This is a genomic window from Nocardia sp. NPDC051929 (assembly GCF_044548645.1).
GTDB lineage: Bacteria > Actinomycetota > Actinomycetes > Mycobacteriales > Mycobacteriaceae > Nocardia > Nocardia sichangensis.
The window spans coordinates 1-23247 of sequence record NZ_JBIUCG010000042.1; the positions used below are offsets into that span (position 1 = coordinate 1).

The window sequence follows — 23247 nt, forward strand, 5'->3', positions numbered from 1 at the left end:
CGCGGGATCCAGTCCAGTCGGCCTGGCCAATCCCCGGTGACGGGGCAGGCCCATGTCCTTACCGCTGTTTTTCACAGGTGTACTCGTCACGGGCCAGGCCCCGGCCGCGTCGATGCTGCGGCAGCTGCTCGGGCGCACCGAGACCCGGCTGATCGTGCCGTGGATCAACGCCGCCGAGCACCAGACCACCGTGGCCGGATCCGGGTCGGGCAAGACCACGCTGATGGTGCGGTTCCTCGTGTCGTGGTTCATCACCACCTGGATGCGGCACCGGCAGTGGTGGCGGCTGGATCGTCCCGGTCGGCCGCTGGTGATCGTGGTCGACTGCAACGGCGGCCCCGAGTCGCGCAAGGTCGCCGCCCGGATGCGCACGTGGTTTTCCGCGCTGGGTGTGCCCGCGCCGCGGATCGGGATCTTCCCCGACGACGTGTCGCTGGGCATGTGGCCGCGCAACGACTTCGACGCGCTGGAGGTCAAGGCGCAGAAGGCCATCGTGGATGACCTGCGCTCGATCCTCTCGGCGATGGTCTCCGGAGGCTCGACGCCGACCACCGACACCGAGAAGTACTTCCACGAGATCCGCGAGACCCTGATCCACCTGATCGTGGACGCCCCGGCCCGGGTCGAGGTCATCGACGGCGTGTCGACACCGATCGGGCACAACCCGCCGCGGTCGTGGCTGGAGTTGTTGTCGCGGTTCGACGTGGAGAAGCTGTCGAAGCTGTGGGGCGGGCAGCCCGCCGCCGAGGTCTGGACCGGCGTCATGGGCATCGACATGGAGATCAAGTCGACCATCGACGGCAAGCAGCCGGTCATGAACTCCGCCCGCGCGGAGTTCGCCAACCTCTACCGCGCCCTGGGGGATGCGTTCGACGGCGACAAGGAGCTCACCGACTTCGATGTCCTCTACATCGTGCTGGAGGGCGTGAAGACCCCGGATCGGGCCCGCGCCCAGTTCGGCGCGATCGGCACCATGCTCGAACAGCTCGCCGACAAGGAACACGGCCGCACCAGCTTGATGGCGGTCGATGAGTTCTCCGCCGTCAGTGACGGCAAGACCCGCGCGGTGAAGTGGGTCGAGCGCCTGCGCAAGGCCGGCATCGGGTCGTGGTGGATCGCGCAGTCCTGGCAAGGCCTGGGCCACGACGACGACAACCGCACCGGCCTGGTCGCCGCCGCTTCCGGTGGCTCGCTGCTGATGCGCTCGTCGGATCCGGAAACCCTGGCCAAGAAGTACGGCACCCGCGCGAAGTTCGAACTGTCGCGCAAGTTGATCAGCGGCAACCGCGACGGCGACGAGGGCAACGTCAAACCCGGCGATCAGTTCCTGATCCCGCCGAACCGGCTGCGCGCCATGGCCAAAGGCGACGTAGTCCAGGTCGCCGGTGGCCGCGCCCGCTGGGGACGGGTCTCCCCGCTGGACGACGCCGAGCTCAAGCGGCTGCGTCCACTGCCCGGCATCGCCGATTTCACCGACCTGGAACCCGACACCGACGACACCACCGGCCTGGCGCCGGTGATCGACCTGACCAAGCGCCGCCCGGCCTGAACCACCACTACGACAAGGAGTTACGAGCAATGGCTTTCCCGAACCCGATCGAACCCGAGGACCACGGCGAGGAGCTGGGTGGCCGCAGCGCCGCCGAGCAGGCCCGCGAGCAGCAGGTGCTCGAAGCGCTCACCGCCGACATGGAAGGCAGCGAGGCCGAGAAGCTCGCCGCGCAGCTGCTGACGCCGGTCGTGCCCGACGGCGGCAGCGTGGGCCGCACCGTGACCCCGCATGTCTCCCGGCTCACCAAGGCCCGCGAGAACGTGCGGATCTGGGGTCCGGCGGTGGCGACCACGACCGGCGCTGTGGTCGCGGTGTCGGTGTTGCCGCTGCCCGGCCCACTGTCGCTGTACGTGCTCGCGCTGGCGGCGTTCGCGTGGTGGCACTGCGCCGGACGCCCCGGCGCCATCGAAACCGTCCGCATGCTCGCCTACGCCCTGGCAGACGCCGGTTCCTGGATCCGCCGCCACGTCGAGCAGCTGGCCCGCCGCCGCGCCGCGATGGAGACCCGCCGCACGACCGGAACACCCGCCAACCCCAGAAAGGAGAACTGACGTGCCGCTGATGTCGGTATCGCTGACCGAGGACCAGGTCCGCGCACGTACCAAGACCGTCACTCGCCGGATGGGCTGGCTCGCACTCAAGCCCGGTACCCAACTGACGTTGTGCCGCAAGGTCATGGGACGCCGCAAGGGTGAGCCGCTGGTCCGCATCGTCGATGTCGTGGTCGAGGACGTGCGCCGCGAGCGCCTGGCCCTCATCACCGCCGAGGACGTGCGCGCCGAGGGCTTCCCGGACTGGACCCCGGACGAGTTCATCGCGTTCTTCTGCCGCAGCCACCAGGGCTGCACACCCGAGACGACCGTCACTCGCATCCAGTGGCGCTACCTCACCGACGACACAGCCGGATCCGCCGGAGCCGATCCCTCGATCCAGCAGGCCGGAACTGACCTGCTGACCCATGTCCGCGCCAACGTCGCCGCGGGCTACATCCCCACCACCCAGAAGGAGAACTGATCATGTCCGATCGCAGTCCCGAAGACGAGATGATCGCGCAGGCACGCCAGTTCAGTGCCGCGATGCGTATGGCGATGCAGCGCCACGCGCAGGCCGCGAACTGGCTGGAGCGCCGCCGGGCCCGCAAGGAAATCTCGCGCCTGGTCCGTAAGGAGCGTCGCGAGCAGCAGCAGTCCCGCACCAACCACCTGTCCTGGACCAATCAGGCGGTCAACCGTTACCGGCTGCACGCCGAAACGGTTGCCCTGAGGGCCAACGATCCGCGCGTGGATCACGACCGCCGTGCCCGCGATGCCCGCGCGCTGGTCGAGCACCGCGACCGGCTGGCCGCCCAGTTCATCGCTGACGGGCACCTGACTCGCACCGAGCAGGGCATTGCGCTGGATGGTTTGGACGCGGCGACGGTGTTCCCGGAGTTCAAGACCGGCAACCTGTTCGCCCGCGCTCACAAGGTCAAAGGGCTGGAGGCGCTGCACTACCGGGCGCGGGTGGCCCGCGAGGCGGTCAGCATCAACCGCAGTGCCGACCGGGAACGGCAGGAGTGGCAGCAGGGCCTCGATGCCGCGCACCGCGCCAACGCGGAGGACGCGCTGCTGGCTCGGATCGACGCCGCGCAGGCTCACCGGCACCGCTACACCGCGCAGATGACGTGGACCGATCTGGACGGCGGGACGCTCACCGAATCCCGCTCGTTCGCCACCGAGCACACAGCGACGGAGTGGTTGCAGCGCAACGTCGGTCGCACGTCGTGGTCGGATGGCACCACGTTGCAGGTCGAGACCCGCGACACCCTCAACGCCGCCAAGCAGTACGTCGACCAGGGCCGCCCCGAGACCGTGGCCGGGCAGCTCGCGGCCCGGGAGGCGGTGTTGCGGGAGCGGACGCTGGCAGGGCAGGTGCACCGTGAGCAGGTCACGGCGCAGACCCGCGAGGCTGCCCAGGAGCAGGAACAGCAGGCGGAGGAGCTGCGGTTCGCCAGCACCGTCACTTACCTGCCGCAGAACGCGAATCAGGTGGTGCACGAGCGCGGCGCCCACGCCACGGAGGCGGACTCGGCTCGCTGGACCGCGCAGCAGTTGGCGGTGATTCGGCCGGCACCCGGCACCACCGTGCACGTGGCCGCTTCCGAGACCTCCAGCGAGGGCCACGAAGACCCGGTGTTCCGCGCCGAGGGTGGCCGGTCGATGGTCGCCGACGAAGTGACCCAGTGGCAGGAGAGCATCGAGCGGGTCTCATCCGCGCAGGAGCGCGACGGGCAGCAGCAGCCCGCGTCGGTGGTACAGATCATGGCCGAGCGCCACCGGCTCGCCGAGGATCTCGCGCAGCGCGGTCGTGAGATCGAGCAGCTGTCCGGCGAGCTGGTCGACGCCGTCGAGCGCAACAACCAGTTGGCGGCTCAGGTTTCCGAGCGGGACAAGAAGCTCGCCGAACTCACCACCCGGCACGGGCTGTCGATCGAGCACAACAACGACCTGACCGAGCAGAACGCCCGGCTTACCCGGCAACTGACCAAGGTCAAAGCCGAGCGGAACGATGTCGTCTCGGCGTTGGCCGAAAGCGGGCGCGACGTTTACGCACTGTCGCAAGAGCTCCAGCAGGTCACAGCCGAGCGAGACGAGTTGCGCGACATCAACTCCCGGACGCGCGGTCAGGTCGCGGGCCGCGACGGCGGCGACGTCGGCGCCCAGTTGGCCGAGGTGACCGCCGAGCGGGACCGGCTGCGCGGCGAACGCGACGAGGCGGTGGCGAAGCTCGCCGAGCGCACACCGGCACGGGAGCGGTTCGGCAGCCCGGAGCGCCAGGCCGAGCAGGCCAAGGCGTCTGTCTCGAGCGGCCGGTCGGCGCTGGCGGACTACCGGCCCGGCAACAGCCTGGCCGAGGCCATCGCCCACAACGGACACGACCGAGAGGGCATGGACCGATGAGCAGCAACGATCTGGACGATCTCTACATCAACCGCTACGCCGGGCGGGTCGAGAACCCGCAGGAGGTGTTGATGCGGGCGGACTTCGACCGCGTGAAGGACCTGAGCGAAACCGCGTCCCACGCCTCCGGCGCCGACGTCGACCGGATCTTCGACCAGGTCGGTGAGATCTCCGCCCGCTGGTCGGACCGCGATGACGAACTGGGCGCGGCCTACCGATACCTGGAGGACGCGCACAGCGACTGGCGCTCGGCGCCGGACACTATGCGCCGCATGCACGAGCAGATCACCGCGGATCGCGCCCAGGGCTTCCACGCGATCAGCGAGATCGACTGGCGCAGCCAGCAGCACGCCCGCGAGCTGGCCGGACACGGCGCCTGGGTGGTCGAGCCCCGCTCGATCGAGCAGGCCCGCCAGCAGCTCGCCGCCGCCGAACGCCGCGATTCCTGGTCGGATCCGGCCAAGGCCCGCCCGTCCGCGGGGCCGGTCCCGGTGTCGGGCGCGTTCGCCGCCGCGCGCACCGCGGAGCTGTCCACGGACATGCCGGGCGGTGCAACGCCCGGCATGCACCGACGGTCCGACACCACAAACATCCAGCAGGGAGCCGAACCAACCACCGACATTACCCGCGATACCGCGCCCCGATCGGCGTTGGCGGACTACCGATCCGGCAACGCGCTGGCGGCGTCGCTGGCGAACACCGAGCGTGACGGAGCGGAGCGGTGAGCGCCCCGTCGGTCGAGGCGACGATGCCCGCCCAGCCCGCGGACTGCTTCGCCGACGCGCTGGCCATCCGGCCGACGCCGCTGCGGTCGACCCCGCAGTCGGTGTCCCTGGTCGGGACTCCACCGGTGAGCCCGGCCCAGCCGACGACGTCCGGTTCGGCCACCGGCGATTTGGAGGCGCGGTTGATCGCGGCGAACGAGCGCGCCGCGGATCTGGCGCAGCGGCTGGCCGCCGCGCTGGCGGCGCTGGATGCCGCCGAGCACCAGGCCGCTCAGCTGGAAGACCGTAACCGCGAACTTGCCAGCGACCTGGACAACGCCCTGGACCAGCTCGCCGGACACGCACTGCACGCCGAGCAGGAACGGCTGATCCACACCCCCGTCTACGGCCTGTGGGCCGTGTCCACCGATCGAGAGGGATACGACCGATGAACTCGACAGCCACTGTCCAGTCCGTCCACCGGGCGTCCAGCGGTCGATTCGATGTCGCGGAGCTGACCGCGCTGGCGATGACGATCGTCATCGGCGCGGGCGCGTTCGCGTGGTCGTTCGCCGCCCTGACCGAACTGTCGGTGATGGCCGGGATTACACCGCGTCTAGCGTGGGCCGGACCGATTTTCGTCGACGGCGCGATTGTCCAGTCCGCGGTCGCGCTGGTCTCGTTGCAGCGGCGAGCCCGCCAGAACGTGACCATCCCCGCCGGGACGCGCTGGTTCTTCTGGGGTGAGCTGTTCGCCGCCGAACTCATCTCCGTGGTCGGGAACGGCTTGCACGCTGCGGAATCCGGGCAGCGGATCTTGCCCGCGACGATCGCGGCGTGCGTCGCGGGCGCCGCGCCGCTGTTCGGTCTGGCCGCCACCCACGGCCTGACCGCCCTGATCGAGGTTCCCCGGACCCCGGAGCCAGGTCCGGAGGACGGGTTGACGCCGGTGTACGCCGAGGCGACCCGGCTGGACACCGGGTGGACAGGACCGGACAGCGACTCCACACGAGTGGACAGCGACCGGACAGCGCTGGACAGCGGGCAGACAGCCACCGCCGAAGTGGTGGACAGCGACCCGCTCGCCGAACGCGATGCGGAGATCCTGCGCCGCGCGGCGGCGGGGGAGTCGACGCGCCGGATCGGCGCCGCGGTCGGGTTGTCGCACTCCCGAGTCGCGCAGATCATCGCCGCCGCCGATGCGGACGACACCGGTGGGGAGGTGCTGAGCCTGATTCGCTGACCGATCGCCAGAGGGCAGGCAGCCTGCCTGCCCTCTCTTCTCCTCCACTTCTCAACCTCATCCATCGAAGGAATTCACCATGACGAACGCACTGACCGATCTGGACCAGATCAACGCCGAGCTGATGAGCCAGGGCGCCCGCAACCCGTTCGGCCGCGACGTGGAGCCGAACACCACGGTGTCCGGCGAGATCGTGGCCGTGGTTCGGCGCCACCGCCACAACAGCAAGGGGCAGCCGCTGTTCTGGGTCAACCGCAAGCCGATGGTCGCCCAGGCCGGGGATCCCGTCATCGATTCGGCGCTGATCCTCGAGACCGACGAGCGCGCCGACTCCGACGACGAGGGCCTGCGCTCGATCACGCTGGATCGCGATGTGCAGCGCGCGATCGCTGCGGGCGTGCGACGGTCTCGGGCCGGCGGATTCGCGATCGGCGGTCGCCTCGATCAGCTGGTGTACGTCGGCCCGGTCGAGGGCGGTGGCTACGGCCGCGTCTACGAGCTGGTCGCCTACGTCCCGCCCGCCGAGTAACCCGCACCACCGACAGAAGCCCGGCCGTGAATTCGGCCGGGCTTCTTCGTGTCTACAGCCGGTCTACAACTCGGCTGTCTATCCCCTGACCTTTCCCCTGGCCCTTCCTCCGCAGGCACAACGAGTCCGGAGCGGTGGTTGCTCAAGGGTGGCCGTATGGCCATCGCCGTAGGCGACGCGACGCAGGAGCGCCCTTGAACAACCACCGAGCCGGACTCACGCTATCCGGCCGAGGAAGGGGCTTTGTCTTGCCGTGGATCCGGCTGTTTCGGCAGTCAATCTTGGTTCCGGTCGTGGTGGTCGGAGGCGCGAAAACCCCAGCACAAAAGTAGCCAATAAGTAGCACACGCGTGTGCTACTTATTGGCGCTCTCAACCACCACCCCAACCCTCCCGTGAGCTGGGCAAAGGGCGGGATTTCTGCTCACTCCCCCACCCCCACCCAGTCCGACATCTCATCGCCCACTGCGTGTTCAACGAGATGTCGGACTGGGTGGGGGTGGGGGAGCAATCAGAAATCAAAAGATCAGAAAGGGAGGGTTGGGGTGGTGGTTGAGAGAAAGAGAAGTGGTTGCGTTGGGTGGGGCATCGGAAAGTTCGCGAGTGGGTTGCTTTGGGAGACGGTGACGGTAGTGGCGTCGTCTGCATCGGCTGCGGTCTACTGCACGCGGCTGGCGTGCTTTTCGGCTGGCGTGGCGCGTGTGACGGTGGGCGCGTGGAGCGCTGGCACGTGCAAATGCACGGTGGTGCAGCGCGCGGTGCGATCCGTGGGTGGGTTCCGCGACCTGGCGGTCGCGCGGTCCGGCGCGCGGGGTGCTGGGTGTCCCTCCGGTATGGCCTTGTCTGGGGCTATCACGACGACAACGACCGTCAAGGGCAAGTCGGCTGCGCCGATGGCCTGGCGGCCACCCTTGACGGCCGCCGCCGTCGTGATCGAGTAGCCCCAGGCCATACCGGAGGGACACCCAGCACGAGCCCCAAGCGCGCGCTATGGACCGGGAAAGCTGCGCAGCCGAAGGCTGCGAGGCGGGGCGCTGCCCCAGCACCCCGCCCTCGCCGGGAGGCAGGCCACCCAGAGGGACACAGGTGCGCAAGCGGGAGTCGTGTGGTCTACCGCAGCTCTACGGCAGGCGAGACCAGTCTTGCGCGCTGGAATAGCCAGCCCGGCAGAAACTTCGCAGCTACGAAAGTAGCTATCTATCTGCGATCGGTCACCGTGAGATGCCGCGGTCGCGTTTCTGGGACTGCTTGGGCGGGGCGGGACAGCTGGTCTACCGCGACCTCCGGACACGGACAGGGGCAAAATTCTGGCTCACCAGCGCTCATATCAGATTTGTTATGTATCGTTAAAACGTATAAACACAACGAAATGATTTGTCTTCAACATATATAACGAAACAAAATTCTGGTAGAATCAAGACATGAGCGAGCAGCCCGAGGTCCCGGCCGTCGAAACGGCGGTCGGCGAGCGTATGTGTCAGTTCCCGGCCAGTTTCGAGGTGGAGACCGGCGAATTCCAGGTGTGTGGGCGGGTGATCCCGTCCGCGGCGCGTCCGGGCCGTCAGGCGAGCTATTGCGGTGAGCCGCATACGGATCCGGATGGTCAGCGGCGCACCCATGACCGGACCACGGCGTTTCAGCGGCGGCGGGAGCTGCAGTTGGCGGCGGCCGGTCAGGTCGCGCCGCGTCGGGAGCGGTCGAACGCGCCCCGGCCGGTGACGTCGTCGCGGGCGTCGCTGTCGGAGCTGCTGGCTCAGGTGGAGATGGTGACGACCGCGCACCGCGAGCAGCTGGGGGAGTTGGTCGGCCGGGTGCACGAGATCGTCGCGACCGCGATCGATCCGGATGCGGCGGTCGCGGAGGTCACGCAGATCCGCCGTGAGCACGAGGCCGAGCTGGCGGTGGCGAATACCCGTGCGGACGAAGCCGAGGCCGACGCGATCAGCGCACGCCGCGAGCGTGATCGTGCGCTCGAGGACAAGGCTTTGGCCGAGGGCGCGGCCGAAGACGCGATCGCCGCCCGGGACGCGGCGCGCGTTGATGCGGAGGAGCGCATCGCGGCCGCCGAGGCTTCGGCCGCTGAGCAGGTCGAGATCGTGCGCGCCGAGGCTGTAGCGCAGATCGAGGCCGCCCGCACCGAGGCTGCCGAGCAGGTCGCTGCTGCCCGTGCGGAAGCCGATGAGCAGGTCGCTACCGCCGAGGCAGACGCCACCCGGGCACGCGGTGAGGCAGCGCAAGCTCGGTCGGAGCGCGACGCTGCTATCGCCGAACTCAACACAGTCCGCATGGAGACTGCCGAGCGCATCGCGGCGGTTGAGGCACAATCACGGGAGCAGATCGCAGCCGCCGAGCAGGACGCCGCCGCTCGCGTCGATCAGGTCGAGCACGACGCCGCTGTCCAGATCGCCGAGGCTCACGATGCCCGTGACGCCGCGATCGCGGCGCGGCACCGCGCTGAATCCGCCCAGGCCGCCTCCGAGCAGGCCGCCGCCGATGCCCGGACCGAGGCCGACCGGCTCCGCGGTGAGCTCACCGATCTGCGCACCCAGCTGGCCGGCGCCCGAACCGAGGCCACGGATCTGCGGGGCGAGCTCGCCGCCGCCCGCGCGGATGCGACCTCCGCCCAGCGCGCGGCCGCCGACGCCGACGCCGATGCGCAGCGACTTCGGGCCGAAATCAGCGAAGTGCGAGCCGATCTGGCTACGGTGCGGTCGGAAGCTCGCGCCGACCGCGAACAGCTGCGCAGCGACCACGCCGCCGAGATCACCCGGATCCAGTCCGCTGCCGACGCCCGCGCCGACGCGCTCGAGCGCGCCCTTTCCGCCGCCCAGAACACCATCTCCCGCCTGGAATCCGAACTCGCCCCGAAGAAGGGATCAGGCCAGAAATGACGGGGCCGGGCCGTTGCCAGCTATCGTGTGCCGCCTGCCGGTGAGTTCGTGGATGTGTATGGGCAGTCCGTAACTGCCCATACATTGCCCATACACGCGTATGAAGCGCGTGCACTCCGGTATGGGTGGGTGGAGACGCTACGGTCCTGCTGTGCGCATCTACGCAATTGCCAACCAAAAGGGTGGCGTCGGCAAGACCGTCGACACGATCAACCTGGCTGCTGGGCTGGCCGAGCACGGCCGCCGTGTGCTGGCCATCGATTGGGATCCGCAAGGGCATCTCACCGAAGCGATCGGCGCGCAGCTGGCGACCGACGCGTCTCTGGCGCGGGCGCTGCTGGGTCAGTGGAGCGGCGAACTCGCCGATCTGGTTCAGCAGGTCGACGGCGGGCTGTTCGTGATCCCGACCAGTGACGACATGTTCCTGCTGGAACCGCAGATGTATGGGCGTTCAGGCCGGGAGTATCTGCTGAGCCGGTTCCTCGACGCTCTGGTCGGGATCTTCGATGACGTGGTGATCGACTGCCCGCCGTCGCTGGGTGCGCTCAACGACAACGCGTTGGTCGCCACTCGCCGTCGTTCCGACAATGACCGGGTGCAGGGAAAGATCGTGATCCCGGTGCAGGCGGAGGACTCGAGCATCCGCGCGTTGCGGTTGTTCCTGCGGCAGATCACGACGTTGCAGGAGGCGTTGCGCATCGAGCTCGAGGTGGCCGGCCTGGTCGTAAATTTGTACGACGGTCGCAAGGGGCGCATCGCGACGTCGACGCTCGAGGCGTTCCAGGCGCACCCGTTGGGCGTGCTGGGCGTGTTCAAGGACCTCAAGGAAGTGCGCGAGGCATGGAGGCTGCGGACCACCGTGATCGCGCACGCGCCGGACAGCGAGACCGCCAACGGATTCCGCGCGCTGGTCGCTCGCCTCGATCCGGATCTGACTTCGGTGGTGACGTCGTGACCGGCCGTAACCGCGGGCAGCTGCCGGGCCCGGATCTGTCCGGCACCGACCCGAACGAGGTTCTGCGGTCGCGGATCAACCTCAACGTCCCGGTGAACCCGCCGCCTTCCACACCTGCCCATACACAGGTAAGGGCGGGTACGGACCGTGTACGGACGGGTAAGGGCGGAGGTACGCGGCCGGACCCGGACGGGATGCGCCGCACGTCGATCTACGTCACCAGCGAGGCAGCGAAAGCGCTGGAGGCGGCGGCCGACAAGATCGTGGCGCTGCTCGGTGACGGCACGCCGCGGCACGTCGCGTTGTCGGCGCTGCTGCTGGCGGGCGCCGACCAGGTGGACGCGGTGGCGCAAGAGCTGGCCCGCCAGCGCGCGGCCGAACTCGCCGCGCGCCTGGCGGCGCTGCCGACCATACCCGAGTAATACGCGCCCGTACACAGGTAAGGACGTGTATGGGCAGGTATGGACGCGTGCACACAGGTTCGGTTTGTTGGACTGTGGTGCATTTCAGGACAGGTGTTCGGTAACGGTCGGTCAGCCGACGCCCATGTCCTTGCGGGCACGGTGCTGCTGGGCGTGGTACTCGCGGCCGTAGCCGACGGCGGCGGCGACGACAGCGGCTGCGGGTTTGGCGGCCCACCGGTCGATCGCCATGCGCGCGAGGGTGCCCGCGGGCAGCCGGTAGGCCTTGAGCGGGATGTTCAAGCTCCCGACCACCGACATCATCCGCATGACGCGAGCGTTGGCGTTGGCCCGGCCGGGCAGCTCGGCCAGCACCTGCTCGCGGGCCTGGTCCAGGGTGTCGGCGTGGTGCTGCTGGGCATCGGCGAGCAGCGCGTCGAGCTGATCGGCGTAGGACGGCGGCAGGTAGAACGACACGACCGATCCGGCCGGGAACGCGCCCGCGCGGTTGGTGCGCTGCTGCTCGCGCATCCGGTCGGCGTAGCGGACCAGCTCGAGATGCTCCGGGCGCGCTGTGTCCAGCAGATCGGTCACCGCGGCGGCGATGCAGTCGGAGCTGCTGGCCGGGGGCCGTTGGTTGGGTGTGCTCCACCGTGGATCGGTGAGGGTGAGCTGCTGGCGCCATGTGTTGACGGTGCGGGCCTGCGCCGTGGTCAGGCGTCCGGTCGAGTAGTGGCACGACGCGGTTTCGCCACCGTCGTCCTCGGTGTCGTCGGGCTGCTCGTCCTCCACCGAATCCGGAACAGTATCCATATGGGAACTGTATCCCGGCGGGCGGGTCGACGGACGGACCGCCGGCAGGTCGGGTCGGGGCGGCAATGCCAGTGCGTCCCACACCAGTTGGTCGAGGACATCGTCGTCGCGGTTGCGGTAGCTCGCGTACAGCGCGGCGCGGACTTCTTCGGGCAGGGCAGCGGCGTAGGTCTCCATGCGCCGCCGAGTCAGCTTCACCACGACCTCGCCGCCGACTTCCAGTTCGATGCGGCCGCGCACGACTCCGTACCAGCCGTGTTCCCACTCCGGGCGCAGCATCTCGACCACCGAGCGGAGGGTGCCACCGGCGTGGGAGTCGAACAGGTATTCCATGCCCCAGGACGAGCCGAGCGCGTAGGCGATCTGCCCGCTGCCCATGGCCGCGAGCAGCAACCGCTGATCCTCGGCCAGTCCGTGCAAGGTTTCCATATGGATGGCTTTCTCGGGGTTCAGGAGGTGGCGCGGGCACGGCAGGCGCGGGTCCGGCAGGCCGAGCTGCAGTAGCGGCGTCGGCGCCCGGTCGCGGGCTGGGCGATGGTCTTGCGGCAGGAGGGTTCGGCGCACCGAGTTTCGTTACATTCGCCCTGCTCTGGGGAGTAGTTGTAACGAAACTCGTCGGGGTGATCGAGCGGGAGTGGCTGGCGCAGTGGGCGATTAGACCACAGCACTTCGGTGCGTTCGTGCTCGCCGTGGCCTTGGGTGGTGAACGCTTGCAGCTCGTAGCGGTACCAGTCCGGATACAGCTGCTGGTCGTAGAGGTCGCAGGCGTAGCCGGACACGACGACGGTCGCGGTGCAGGCCCGGGCCTGGTCGGCGAGGTCGGTGTGCGCGGCCGCCGTGGTGGCCTCGACGCGGTAGTTGCGGGCCCGCGTCGTGCCGGGATAGGGCGGATCCAGGTAGATCAGCGTGCGGTGCGCGCGTGGCCCGGTGCCGTAGTCGCGCAGCAGTTCGACCGCGGGGCGGCATTCGAGGCTGACCTGCCGCAGCCGGTGCGCGGCCGGGGCGATCCGGTCGAGGTAGGTGTCCAAGCGTGCGGGCCCGCGGAATCCGCCCTCGGCGGTGCGCGCGTGGCGCCACCCGGTCACTCGCAGCGATCCGCTGCGCCCCTGGGTGAGCCGCACCCAGACCCGGCGGGCCCGCTCCAGCTCGTCCACGTCCTCGGCCAGGCGCGCGGCGCGGTGCTCACCGCGGGCGTAGGGGGTCAGCGCGCACACCCGCTCGAGATCGGCCGGACGATCCCGCAGCACCCGCCAGAACGTCATCAGGTCCCCGTCGAGGTCGTTGACCGTCTCCATCCGCGCCGGCGGCTTGGCCAGCAGCACCGACAACGAGCCCGCGCACGGCTCGACGTAGTGGGCGTGCGGCGGGAACATCGCCACGATCCGGGCGGCGATGCGGGCCTTGCTGCCGTAGAACATCACCGGCGAGCGAAGAGTATCCATATGGATACTTTACCGGATTTCGCTCCAGATCTCGAGGGTGCACTCATGGTCAACGAAGGCCCGTCCCCCCTTCCGGGTTTCCACTGGAAGGGGGTGGAAGGGGGTGGAAGGTTCCAGGGGGAAGGGGTGGACGGATGGCCACTTTTCGCCTGAAACCGATGGTGCAATGGGTGTGCCAACGTATACCCCCATGGGGTAGCTGTGTGGATGGGTCTGGATGGTGTTGCCGCTTCCCCGTGGCGCCGAGTGGTGGACATGGTGTGTCAGCGGCGTTTGCGTTTGCGTTTGCGCTTGCTGCGATTCGGCCGGTGCTCCTCCTGCCGCGGCTGCGATGGCGCGGCCGCGATAGCGGGCCAGCCGTCCTCGTAGGCCTCGGGGATGATCCAGTCGGGGTGGGGTGGTGGCTGCGCGGCGGCCGGTGGGGTGGGTGGCTGGAGTGCGTGGGCCAGCTGCTCGACGATCGGTGCCAGCTTTCGCACCTGGCGGCGCCGCACCCGCTCAAGTTCGGTGTGTGGTTCGGTTCGCGCTCGGTCGGTGAGGCGCTGGAGCAGCAGCTGCACGGCGTCGATGTCGCTGAGCACCAGCTCCACCGCGCTGATCGGGTTGTGCGGCACATACACCAGGCGTTCGACGACGCGTTCGCGCACGACCTCGTGCACCCGCTGGCCTTCTTCGTGCGCGCGGCGGCGGCACTCGTCGGAGCACCAGACGCGGGGTCGGCCGCGGCTGCGGGTGGGGGCCGGTACCGGTCTCCCGCAGCGTGGACAAGCTGACATGGCCGCCAGGGTACGGATTTTCGCGGACGATATTCGAGACCCGTGACCTGGATGTTGCCTGGGATGCAAGAGGTATGACCGGCGAGATTGGCGAAAAACGAGGGGCTGGGCGGGGTTTGAGTGGTGAGGAGAGACGAGGCTTGTCGAGTGATGGGCTGCACCTCATGGAGGCGAGGAAGGTTGGTAGAGACGCAGATATTTCAGTAGAGACTGCCGCGCAGGCAGTCTTGTGCCCGCCAGGCCTGGATCCCCGATCCGGCCGCTGCCGGGCGCGCCAGCGCCCCTGAGGTCCGCCGCGGCTGGGCGCCCAGGCCGCCGATGAGTTCAGGGTCGTTCGACGAGGATGCTGCTCACGTCTTCCATCGCGAAGACCCAATCGACGGTGGGGGTTGAGCGTAGTTCGATGAGTTCGAGCATCCGCATGAGATCGTCGTCGAGGTTTCGAGTGAAGATCGGCTCGTGGTGGGCGATGCGGTTGCGCAGCGTGCGGATCGTGTCGAGGTCGTCGTAGATCCGGCCACGGAGTTGCTTGGCTGTCATCCCTGAAGCGTTGGGGAAGAGAGCCAGGATGTGGGGACTCCAGAGACGTTGGTCGTGGCGGGCGGTGAACATGCTCTGCCAGAACTTGAACTTGAGTTCTGCGATGACTTTGCCGGTCGTCGGTTGACGGCTCCGAGTGTTGAGCAGGTCCTGACGTGGGTTGTACGCGGGCCCGGTCGTGGGGTTGAGGGCCCGCACGAAGCCGGAGCTCCACGGCCACCGTGCGCCGTATACGGTGGCGATGGCCTCCGATGCCGCGTTGCGGGTGGAGACCTCGGCAAAGTGCGACGGCAGCATCAATGCAGCTGCAATGCGCGCGTTCCACCCGTATAGAGCCATCGCCCTGGCCTTGTCCCCGCCAGCAGCGGTGATGTAGGTGCTCGAGCGCGGGGCGCTCAGTACGTCGCAAATCGCTGATTCATTGGCGGGCTTTGCACTTGGCACGCTGGAAACGTACACTCGTCGCTACGAGTCGTGGGACTTTGTTGGCTTCGGCCTCCCCCCGCGGACAAACGAACATCAGAGAGGGGCCCCGCATCAGCGGGGTCCCTCTCGCTTTATCTGCCGACAGAATAGTAACCAGAATAGTAACCATATGGATACTTCAGCTGCGAGTGCACTCTGCTGGTGGTTGACTTTGGCTGCTGATGAAACGTCGGTGAGGTCAGCCACAATGCAGGGGTGTCCGTACCCAATAATCCGGCGCATCGCCTGGCAATGATCCTGCAGAACGCGCTGGGCCAGCCCGCCGACCGTCCCATCATCCAGACGCTGAAGAACGTTCTCGGATGCTCGACTGACAGCGAGTTCTTTCCCCTCTACGGCGAACTGCGATCTCTCCCCGAACACATCGAGGGACTGATCCGGCAGCACATCAGCGAGGAACACCACAGCTTCCAGGATCTGCTGAGCTGGCGCGCAAACATCGAGAACGCGCTGACCGCCACGCTGTCACTGGGCAAACCCTCGCACACCATGACGGCCTGCTACGGACCGCCAGACATCCAGGGGCTGCGGATCTGCGGCGGCTTGCTGAGCCAAGCTGGAGTGGAGGGCAGAGTTGATGCGGACACGCTGACCGAGCTGCGCACCCGCGTCCAGGAGCTCTACGACCTCATGCAGGAGGAGTCGGAGATACCAGCGGATCTCCGGTCGTTCGTCTGCGATCAACTCGATGTGATCCGCCGCGCTTTGCGGGAGTTCATCATTTATGGGCCTGAGGCGTTGGACGCCGCACTGACACAGATTGCTGGGGCGATGGTGCGAAATCAGCACCTAGTCACCGACGCGAACGCAGCATCGCAATCGGTCTGGGAGAAGTTCCGGCAGCTCTTCGACCTCGTCGAGCGGGCCGGGAACGCTGCGAAGGCGGTCGGTGCAGGAGCGGGTTCGCTGGCGCTCGGTGGTGCTGCACTCTGGGCGGTGCTGCATGGTGTAGAGCCTCAGCAGCAACTTCCACCTGCTTCGTCCGACGTGGTTATCGAACAGTCGACACTGCCGGCCGACTCCTCTGATGATGGAGCCGGAGTTCTCAGCGGCGGACAGTAGCTCGAGAACCATCGAATCGAGACTCTGGCCGCTGATAACGCCCGCTTATCGGCGGTCAGAAATCGTATGTGTGTTCGAGTTCTGGAAAGGGTTACGCGGACTTCGCCTCGACAGGAACCGGCGTCCGGAGAAGTGCCGACACCGACCCGATTCCGACGCCCAGCTCGTCGGCGATCTCGCGATAGCTCGCACCCTCGCCGCGCATCTGCTGGGCCCGCCGGCGCTTCTCGATCGCCCGTGCTTCGTAGTCGGCGCGAGGCTCCGCAATGATCCGCTGGACTGTACGTGTGGACGCCCCGAACGTCTCGGCGAGCTCGCGGGCGGTCTTCGTACGCCGAACAGGGTTCCTTGCACCCATCGTCATCCCTCCAGGGCTGCGGCAATGAACGCCGCCTCATCGTACTTTGTAGCGCGCTGGCGGTTCGCCTCCCGCCGCGCGTCGGTCATGATCCGTCCCGCTTTGCTTGCCCTCTGCTGCCGCTCGTCTGCACTCAAGTTCGCGGCGGTCGCCGCGCCACCTCGACTGCCGCGCCGCGCCTGTTCCTCGCTGAACGTCCGCTTGATCTTCCGCCAGGTCCACGCCGACACCGATCGAGCCAGAGCTTGCACTTCGCCGGGTTCCATCGGTCCTTTGGTATAGGCCGGGCCGATGATGTCGATGTTCCGGTCCCATGCGTGGTCGTCGACGAGCTGGCGCCAGGAGTTCCAGTCGTCGTAGTCGCCGCGGCGGCGGTAGGACCAGCGACGGATCAGTTCGAACAGATCGACGTTGCGGCCGGTGCCACTGGACGCCAGCGCCTTTCGGCGTTCGGTGGTCGTGTGGTACTTCGGCAGCGCGCCGAGCGCGGCGATGGGCTCCCACAGGTCGCGCAGCTCGTAGAGCGCGTAGTCCGGCCCCCAGAGCGTCAGATGATCATCGTGGGTCGGGTTCTTGGTGAAACGGTGCGCGTAAGCGACATCCCCCGCCAGGACGTTGTTCAGGCCGGCCTCGACGCGGGCGAGCAGGTGCACCGGATCTCGCCGCGCGGGGTCGGTGAGGATCACCGGCTTCTTGAGGGCATAGACGATGTGTCCGTCGCGGGTGTACGGATTCATGGCGACGTAGCTGGGCACCGGCAGCCCGCACAAAGCTGCGATTTCGTCGGCCCGTCCGCCGTCGTGATCGGTGATGACGAGCGACGTCATCGCTTTCGGATTGCTCTCCACGTACGGCAGCGTGAGCGCCCGATCTCGGCTGGTGCGGTAGTAGCCCCCCGTCTTCGATCGGCTCGCGTACGGCCGTTGTGGCCGCCAGTGCTCCTCGAAAGGAAATGGGAGCGTCCATACGTCCGACTCCCAGTCCTCATCTGCCGTCATGGTCACGCAGTCTGCCCCCTCAACCCTCCATGATTAAGTACGACACGCCGACTTAGCCTAATCAGGTACTTCGGGGCTGCGGGTGCCCGAACCCACAGCAAGTGTGGATCTATAAGGAAATACGCATATGCGTATTTGAACATATTCTCTCTATCTAGCCATATGGATACTTTCCGCACTGCGAGGCACACCGCCTCAAAGTGGGAGACTCTGAACCTCGTCAAGGGTTTCCCACTTTGAGCAGGGGGACGGAAGATCAGCCTGACTGGCGAACCCATCGGGCGAGTTGAGCACCGTCCGCATCGAAGATGATGTGTCTGCATCGCATGCCGACCGCTGCATGCTGATTGGATCGAGTGATTCGTGGAGACTCCCCTGCCAACAACTGCGGCGCGGTGGTTACGCACAACTCGTCCAGTGCGTCATCTGCGACTAGCTGTCCGGTGAGGATCGGACCACCTTCGCACACAATCCGTTTCATGCCCAGATCGGCAAGAGTGCCGAGAATGGCCGCGGAACTGATGGATTCTGCTCCCAGCTCGATCACGCGCGCCCCAGCATCGCGAAGGAGTTGTTTCTTGGACGGTGCTGCTGATGTGGTGGTGAGGATGATCGGCGGCACCAACGTGTTGGTGAGAAGCCTGGACTTCGGGTCGATGTCGGCACGGCCAGACACGACGGCGATCGGGGGGACCGCAGCGCGCCCGTGCTCGAGGCGCCAGCCTTTCCCAGCTTCTGTCGGTCTGATGCCTATGTAGTCCTCAACTCGGATAGTGCTTGCTCCGACAAGCACCACATCAGACAGATCCCGCAGAACCTTCAGCACTCGTTGATCGAATGGCGATGTCAGCCCGCTGGACGAGCCCACCGTGGCCACCGCGCCGTCAATGCTGACGACGAAATTCGCCCGGACCCAAGGCTTGTTTCCCGGCTCGTCGTAGAGCTGGAGCAGCGCGGTGTCGTCCAACTCGGCGGATTGGATGAGGTGCGGTAGATCCGTCATAGCGGGACCGCCTGGACTTCGGTCCCTCGCCCCAGATGCATGAGCACAAACGATTCCCCCGCGACTTCCACCACGGCTATTTCACGTGCGGGATCCTCGAGGACCTGCTGCTCGGCCACGGTAATACCCCGATGCTGGGCGGCGTCGACCCATGCTTGCAAGGCGATCTCTCGCCACTGTGTCCGAGTCTGCTCCCAGGACTCATCATCAGCCACGCTGTAGTGAGCCACGAAACTTGTTACCTGCTCATTCACGCGTTGCTCCGCTCGTTGGCCAGGAGAGCGAGGAAGAGGCGGGTGGCCACGGTTTCCCACTCTTCTGTCATCGGATCGGTATAGGTTTGCGCGCCCGGCAGCGCGGCGGCCTTCTTCCGCGCGGCTCCGGCGAGTGCGTCCATGATCCCTGCGGAGCGTTGGATCGCGGATTTCTTGGCCCATGCGATTTGTCGGACGGGCTCGGGGAGCAGCCCTTCACAAGCGATCCGCACACACAGTTTGTCGACCGCGACGCCCTCACGGACGCCGTAAAACACGGGCGGCGCGAAGGTTTCCGCGAGCTCCCAGAACCGAAGTGTCTGGAAAACCAACGTGATTCGGTCTGCGTACTCGCCCATCACGCGCGGGTAGAAGTCGGGGATCAACCGGTCGTACACGAAGTTGTTCGCCGACTCCTTCCGGATAGCGGCATCCATCTCGAGCACGGCCTCCGGAGAGTCGACCGGATTCCGGAGCTGGCGGCCACCAGCGAAGATCGCGTCCGCACCGCTGCCCATAAGGATCGGCCCGACTGAGCCGAGCCGGTTCAGCACCTGCGTCGTCGCGAGCAGCGGAACCGCATAGGAGATCTCCCACAGTTCCGGCAGCCCGAGGCGGGCGACCGACTCACGTGCGAGGCCGGCCACTGTGTCGTCGGTGAGGGAGATGACATCGTGCGGTAGGCCGAGAGCAGAGGCTGCCGCGGCCGCGTTCGCGCCATCGGTTGCCGTGTCGCTGACCACGGTGATGGCATGCGGCCGCACGCCCAGTTGCACCGCCGCCGCCGCGACGAGGATCGAGTCGACCCCCCCGCTCAGAAGAATGACCGGTGTACCGCTCTGCGCCTGGATGATGGCGTCGAGTCGCTCAAGGGTTTCCCGCTGAACGAGGCGCGCCGCCTCAGCGGGATCAGTCAGCCGCCGGGCCTGCGGGTTGGGAGAACTAATGTCGCGCAGCTCGGCGACATACTCCATGCCGATGCCGGTCTGAGCAGCGGTGCTATTCGGGATCACTGCGGGTCTCCTTCGGCAAGTGGCGGCACATGGTGCGTAGTTGTGACGACCATGCGGTCGCCGCAGATCGCGATATCGGCTGTCTCGACAGCGGTCTGACCTGCCCAGTGCGTACGGGTGATGTGCAGAATCGGCACACCGGCTCCGAGCTGCAGGATCTCGCGCTCTTCTGGTGAGGGCATCCTCGCGCGGGTTTCTTCTTCGACGCGATCGACATGCAGTCCGATGCTGTCGAATCGGGCGATTACGCCCGGATTGCCCCGCGTGCCGTCCACTGGTTCCTCGATGGCGGTGTGTTGTACAAGCGCAAGCGGCTCGTACTGGGTGCCCACCTGGACGGGCTGGCCATCCACGAGCCATAGGTATCGGGCAACAGTCACCGGATCCCCTGGCGCAATGCCCAGTCGTCTGGCGACTTCCTCGGATGCGTCTTCTCGCCAGCGCTCAGCAGTCACTTCGTCATGCCAGCCGCCCGCCTCGGCCTCATGCATATTCGGCGCCAAGCCCTCCGGCGTTCGGGTGTATCGGGACGCGCCTCGCCGAGTTACCTGTGTGCGGGCGCGAACTCGGACCCCACGCCGGGGAGCTTTGGGGTCTGTGATCAGCACACCTTCATCGACAAGCGATGCGATGGCACGTACGAGTGCGCCTTGAGATGGCGTGTCGTACTGATCCATCAACTCGCGCACCGCAGGTAGGCGCTCGCCGACAGCCCACTCACCTCCATCGACGCGACGGCGCAGATCGGTGGCGATGTCTCGCCAGATCGTCCGGGGTGGCACTTCGGCCCTCCTCTTCTCACACAGCTGTGTGGGTTTGTTGCTGAACAATGTTGACACACTGGGTTTTGTTGCTTAACAATAGGCGATGAAAGCTTTGTTAAGCAACAAAAACGGAGGTGATCACATGAGGTCCAGTCTGCTGGCCCTGGCCGCACTGACGGGCGTATTTGTGCTGGTCAGCGCGCCGGGGCTGGTGATCGGCAGTGTGTTCTTTGCGGCAGCGGTGTGGGTTGGCTGGAAGCTGGTCACGCACCGTTCTGGGCCTCTGCGTCGGCGCGGGGTGCGGCGATGATCGGGCCGGTTGTGAAGACCGACGCGGCTGTCATGTCGGCCGGGTCGAGGGCGTTCGGGGCTTTGCCGGTGCAGGTGCGCGTTGCACTGCTGGCGCTGGGTGTGCTGGTCGCGATGACGGGCTGCTCGGTGGCCTGGCTCGACTACCAGGGCTATCGGCCGTCGCCGAACATCTGCCGCGCTGATGAGATCAGGCGTACCGACTGCGTGCGTGTGCAGCGTGTTCCTGCACAGCCGATTCCGACGCCGGCGGGGTGGCAGCGGTGAGCGAGGGAATCGAAACCTACGCCTGGCGTATGGCGCCCGCGCATCTGAGGACGAAGCGGCAGCTCGACGCCGCGGGGCTGCGCCCGAACGGCCAGGACATCCAGGGCCGGATTCCGTTCCGCCGCTACGGCCGTGAGCAGGTGGCGCACCTGTTCGACGTGAACCAGGCCGCGCCGAAGCGGTCGGCGACGCCCGCGCAGCTGGCAGCTCTGGCGAAGGCGACGCGTGAGCACCAGCTGCGTGCGGCGGAGCGTCACGGCGTGGACCGCGCCGAGATCGAGCAGGCCGGGGATCCGGGGCCGGGCTGGAACACATCCACCAGCGCTCTCGCGGACTACCGGGCGGGTTCGTCCCTGGCCGACGTGTTCTCGCGGGACGTCGACCGGGAGGGATACGACCGATGAGCCATCAACTCTCGCCGCGCGACATGCTCGTGCTGACGATCTTGGCCGAGATGTACGGCGCACCTCTGGAATTGGTGGCCTACATGCTTGGCGTGAGCCGGTCGCGGGCGTATCGGATCGTGGCGAGGTGGCAGAAGGCCCGCATGATCAGCGACAACCGGGTGCGCCCGGTGCCCGGGTCGATCTGGGTGTATCCGACGCGCTCGGCGTGCGAGGCGCTGCTGGATCGGTCGGTGCGCTACTGGGTGCCCACGCCGAAGATGGCCGCCCACACCCTCGCGGTGTTCCAGCTGCGGCTGGCGCTGACGGGTCTGGATCTGGACCGCTGGATCTCGGAGCGGTCGATGCGCGCGGATGTCGGTCTGGTGAAGGCCAGGCAGCCGCGCCCGCACATCCACGACGGCCGCTACCTCACCAGCTCCGGTGAGCTGTGGGCTGTCGAAGTCGAGCTGACTGCCAAAAGCGCTACGGCAGCGCGTACCTCGGTGGTCCAGGCGCTGAAGGTCGCCGAGAGGGCGCAGTGCACCGGCCTGACCTACTACTGCCGCGGTGAAGCGGTGAAGAACGTGATCCGGGCTGCTGCGGCCGGTCTGGATCTGTCGGACGGCCCGAAGCTGCGTCTGGTCGATCTGGACGAACTGCTGGCCAAGAAGAAGGCCGAATCCTCCTCGCTCGCTTCGCGTCCCGGGCTCCGGGTGATCGCGGGCGGAGCCGCTGATCACGAAATCCCCCAGGACGCAGACCCGAACGAAGGAAAGGCGGTCTGATCATGACCGATTGCACTCCGATCATCACCCAGGCCGATTGCGCTCCCTACGCGCAGACCCCGGTCGTTACCCCGACTCCGACGCCCGCGCCGGGCGCACCGATCCAGATCGAGCGGAAGATGCCGCCGATCGGCCTGGACCACGACCCGCTGGGCTGGCTGCCCGATTTCAGCACGTGGTCGCTGGAGGGCCTGGCCGATGGCGCGCTGCTGATCGCTGCCTGCGTGATCGCGATCCTGGTCATGACGATCATGATCCTGATCCCGGCGACCGCGCTGGCGTGGAAACCGACGAGGTTGCGGAACTGGCTGATCGGCAGCGTGCTGGCGATGCCGGGCGCGACCGCGCTGTGGGCGTGGGATGTGTTCGAGCCCGGCCGGATGGCGACCGAGGCCAGTCACCAGTTCCTGGAGGGCCAGTACACCGCCGGACTGCTCGGCATGGCCGTGGTGCTGGTGCCGTTGGCGTGGCTGACCGCGACCATCGCCCACACCAACCGCCGCGTGCAGTTGGCCACCGTCGGGTTGAAGTCCCCGGCCCGCACGGAGCGGGCGTTGTGGGCGCAGGCGCAGCGTGAGCAGCGCGCCGCCGCCCGGCTGTCGCGGCGTCGGTTGCCTTTCACCACGGGCGGGTTGTCGCCGGAGATGGTGATCGGGCGCCTGGCGCTCGAGACCGACCAGGCCGGGCCGTGACGAGCATGCCTGTGAATTACAGCGGTAAGGGGGATCGTTGACGGATTGGCTGTGGTGACCGCCGGGTGCTGCGTAGGTTGATCGGT

General features: G+C 67.3%; 26 protein-coding genes and 1 pseudogene. 17 read left to right on the forward strand and 10 right to left on the reverse strand.

Translation table 11 applies throughout. The features are described 5' to 3' along the window. Positions 1-52 precede the first annotated feature (52 nt). The 11 genes from ACIHAX_RS36620 to ACIHAX_RS36670 all read left to right on the forward strand — a co-directional run bounded on the left by ACIHAX_RS36620 (position 53) and on the right by ACIHAX_RS36670 (position 11234). The gene (locus tag ACIHAX_RS36620; protein WP_397282251.1) at positions 53-1549 is read left to right on the forward strand and encodes a hypothetical protein; all 1497 of its coding nucleotides are present in this window, start codon (positions 53-55) and stop codon (positions 1547-1549) included. A 29-nt stretch (positions 1550-1578) separates the two neighbouring features. Further along, on the forward strand, positions 1579-2103 hold the full coding sequence (locus ACIHAX_RS36625) for a hypothetical protein (protein ID WP_397282253.1): 525 nt from the start codon (positions 1579-1581) through the stop codon (positions 2101-2103). Between the two features lie 10 nt (positions 2104-2113). Next, a complete protein-coding gene (locus ACIHAX_RS36630) occupies positions 2114-2566 on the forward strand; it encodes a hypothetical protein (protein WP_397282296.1) in 453 nt (150 codons plus the stop codon). Between the two features lie 2 nt (positions 2567-2568). Further along, on the forward strand, positions 2569-4491 hold the full coding sequence (locus ACIHAX_RS36635) for a hypothetical protein (protein WP_397282255.1): 1923 nt from the start codon (positions 2569-2571) through the stop codon (positions 4489-4491). Next, positions 4488-5216 (forward strand): hypothetical protein, encoded by a 729-nt coding sequence (locus ACIHAX_RS36640; RefSeq protein WP_397282257.1) that lies wholly within the window; start codon positions 4488-4490, stop codon positions 5214-5216. The genes ACIHAX_RS36635 and ACIHAX_RS36640 overlap by 4 nt, the downstream gene beginning before the upstream one ends. Next, entirely contained in the window at positions 5213-5647 is a 435-nt protein-coding gene (locus ACIHAX_RS36645; RefSeq protein WP_397282259.1) for a hypothetical protein, read from the forward strand. The genes ACIHAX_RS36640 and ACIHAX_RS36645 overlap by 4 nt, the downstream gene beginning before the upstream one ends. Then, on the forward strand, positions 5644-6438 hold the full coding sequence (locus ACIHAX_RS36650) for a DUF2637 domain-containing protein (protein ID WP_365335809.1): 795 nt from the start codon (positions 5644-5646) through the stop codon (positions 6436-6438). Before ACIHAX_RS36645 ends, ACIHAX_RS36650 begins: the two co-directional genes overlap by 4 nt. Before the next feature lie 79 nt (positions 6439-6517). Beyond that, positions 6518-6967: a hypothetical protein gene (locus ACIHAX_RS36655; RefSeq protein WP_397282262.1), complete on the forward strand. Its 450-nt coding sequence runs from the start codon at positions 6518-6520 to the stop codon at positions 6965-6967. A gap of 1420 nt (positions 6968-8387) precedes the next feature. Continuing rightward, positions 8388-9857 (forward strand): hypothetical protein, encoded by a 1470-nt coding sequence (locus ACIHAX_RS36660; RefSeq protein WP_397282264.1) that lies wholly within the window; start codon positions 8388-8390, stop codon positions 9855-9857. Positions 9858-10008: 151 nt separating this feature from the next. Then, positions 10009-10812: a ParA family protein gene (locus tag ACIHAX_RS36665; RefSeq protein WP_397282266.1), complete on the forward strand. Its 804-nt coding sequence runs from the start codon at positions 10009-10011 to the stop codon at positions 10810-10812. Then, positions 10809-11234, forward strand: a complete 426-nt coding sequence (locus ACIHAX_RS36670) for a hypothetical protein (RefSeq protein ID WP_397282268.1) — start codon at positions 10809-10811, stop codon at positions 11232-11234. Before ACIHAX_RS36665 ends, ACIHAX_RS36670 begins: the two co-directional genes overlap by 4 nt. A gap of 111 nt (positions 11235-11345) precedes the next feature. Here the strand turns inward: ACIHAX_RS36670 and ACIHAX_RS36675 are convergent, their stop codons facing one another. From ACIHAX_RS36675 to ACIHAX_RS36690, 4 genes are all read right to left on the reverse strand, one after another. After that, a complete protein-coding gene (locus tag ACIHAX_RS36675) occupies positions 11346-12455 on the reverse strand; it encodes a hypothetical protein (RefSeq protein WP_397282270.1) in 1110 nt (369 codons plus the stop codon). Between the two features lie 20 nt (positions 12456-12475). Next, complete coding sequence (locus ACIHAX_RS36680; protein ID WP_397282272.1) at positions 12476-13468, reverse strand: DNA adenine methylase; 993 nt, start codon at positions 13466-13468, stop codon at positions 12476-12478. Positions 13469-13731: 263 nt separating this feature from the next. Further along, entirely contained in the window at positions 13732-14127 is a 396-nt protein-coding gene (locus tag ACIHAX_RS36685) for a hypothetical protein (RefSeq protein WP_397282274.1), read from the reverse strand. 441 nt (positions 14128-14568) lie between these two features. After that, the gene (locus ACIHAX_RS36690) at positions 14569-15228 is read right to left on the reverse strand and encodes a hypothetical protein (RefSeq protein WP_397282276.1); all 660 of its coding nucleotides are present in this window, start codon (positions 15226-15228) and stop codon (positions 14569-14571) included. Positions 15229-15465: 237 nt separating this feature from the next. Here ACIHAX_RS36690 and ACIHAX_RS36695 point away from each other — a divergent pair, with 237 nt between their 5' ends. After that, positions 15466-16332 (forward strand): hypothetical protein, encoded by an 867-nt coding sequence (locus ACIHAX_RS36695; RefSeq protein ID WP_397282278.1) that lies wholly within the window; start codon positions 15466-15468, stop codon positions 16330-16332. Positions 16333-16692: 360 nt separating this feature from the next. On the opposite strand, the gene ACIHAX_RS36700 is transcribed toward ACIHAX_RS36695, so the two are convergent. The 6 genes and pseudogenes from ACIHAX_RS36700 to ACIHAX_RS36725 form a co-directional block, all read right to left on the reverse strand. After that, the gene (locus tag ACIHAX_RS36700; protein ID WP_397282281.1) at positions 16693-17688 is read right to left on the reverse strand and encodes a replication initiation protein; all 996 of its coding nucleotides are present in this window, start codon (positions 17686-17688) and stop codon (positions 16693-16695) included. A 256-nt stretch (positions 17689-17944) separates the two neighbouring features. Next, positions 17945-18691: a pyrimidine reductase family protein gene (locus tag ACIHAX_RS36705; RefSeq protein ID WP_397282284.1), complete on the reverse strand. Its 747-nt coding sequence runs from the start codon at positions 18689-18691 to the stop codon at positions 17945-17947. After that, positions 18688-18945: a hypothetical protein gene (locus ACIHAX_RS36710; protein WP_365335772.1), complete on the reverse strand. Its 258-nt coding sequence runs from the start codon at positions 18943-18945 to the stop codon at positions 18688-18690. Before ACIHAX_RS36710 ends, ACIHAX_RS36705 begins: the two co-directional genes overlap by 4 nt. Next, a complete protein-coding gene (locus ACIHAX_RS36715; protein WP_365335770.1) occupies positions 18942-19958 on the reverse strand; it encodes an asparagine synthase-related protein in 1017 nt (338 codons plus the stop codon). Before ACIHAX_RS36715 ends, ACIHAX_RS36710 begins: the two co-directional genes overlap by 4 nt. Then, complete coding sequence (locus ACIHAX_RS36720; RefSeq protein WP_397282298.1) at positions 19955-20449, reverse strand: UTRA domain-containing protein; 495 nt, start codon at positions 20447-20449, stop codon at positions 19955-19957. Before ACIHAX_RS36720 ends, ACIHAX_RS36715 begins: the two co-directional genes overlap by 4 nt. 111 nt (positions 20450-20560) lie before the next feature. Then, positions 20561-20797, reverse strand: a pseudogene (locus ACIHAX_RS36725) (GntR family transcriptional regulator); the annotation flags it as partial. 67 nt (positions 20798-20864) lie between these two features. Here ACIHAX_RS36725 and ACIHAX_RS36730 point away from each other — a divergent pair. The 5 genes from ACIHAX_RS36730 to ACIHAX_RS36750 are packed head-to-tail and all read left to right on the forward strand — an operon-like array spanning position 20865 to position 23161. Next, a complete protein-coding gene (locus ACIHAX_RS36730) occupies positions 20865-21032 on the forward strand; it encodes a hypothetical protein (RefSeq protein ID WP_397282287.1) in 168 nt (55 codons plus the stop codon). Further along, entirely contained in the window at positions 21029-21298 is a 270-nt protein-coding gene (locus ACIHAX_RS36735) for a hypothetical protein (RefSeq protein ID WP_397282289.1), read from the forward strand. Before ACIHAX_RS36730 ends, ACIHAX_RS36735 begins: the two co-directional genes overlap by 4 nt. Beyond that, complete coding sequence (locus ACIHAX_RS36740) at positions 21295-21702, forward strand: RRQRL motif-containing zinc-binding protein (RefSeq protein WP_365335805.1); 408 nt, start codon at positions 21295-21297, stop codon at positions 21700-21702. The genes ACIHAX_RS36735 and ACIHAX_RS36740 overlap by 4 nt, the downstream gene beginning before the upstream one ends. Beyond that, a complete protein-coding gene (locus tag ACIHAX_RS36745) occupies positions 21699-22469 on the forward strand; it encodes a hypothetical protein (protein WP_397282292.1) in 771 nt (256 codons plus the stop codon). The genes ACIHAX_RS36740 and ACIHAX_RS36745 overlap by 4 nt, the downstream gene beginning before the upstream one ends. Before the next feature lie 2 nt (positions 22470-22471). Continuing rightward, entirely contained in the window at positions 22472-23161 is a 690-nt protein-coding gene (locus ACIHAX_RS36750; RefSeq protein ID WP_397282294.1) for a hypothetical protein, read from the forward strand. The last annotated feature ends 86 nt before the right edge of the window (positions 23162-23247 follow it).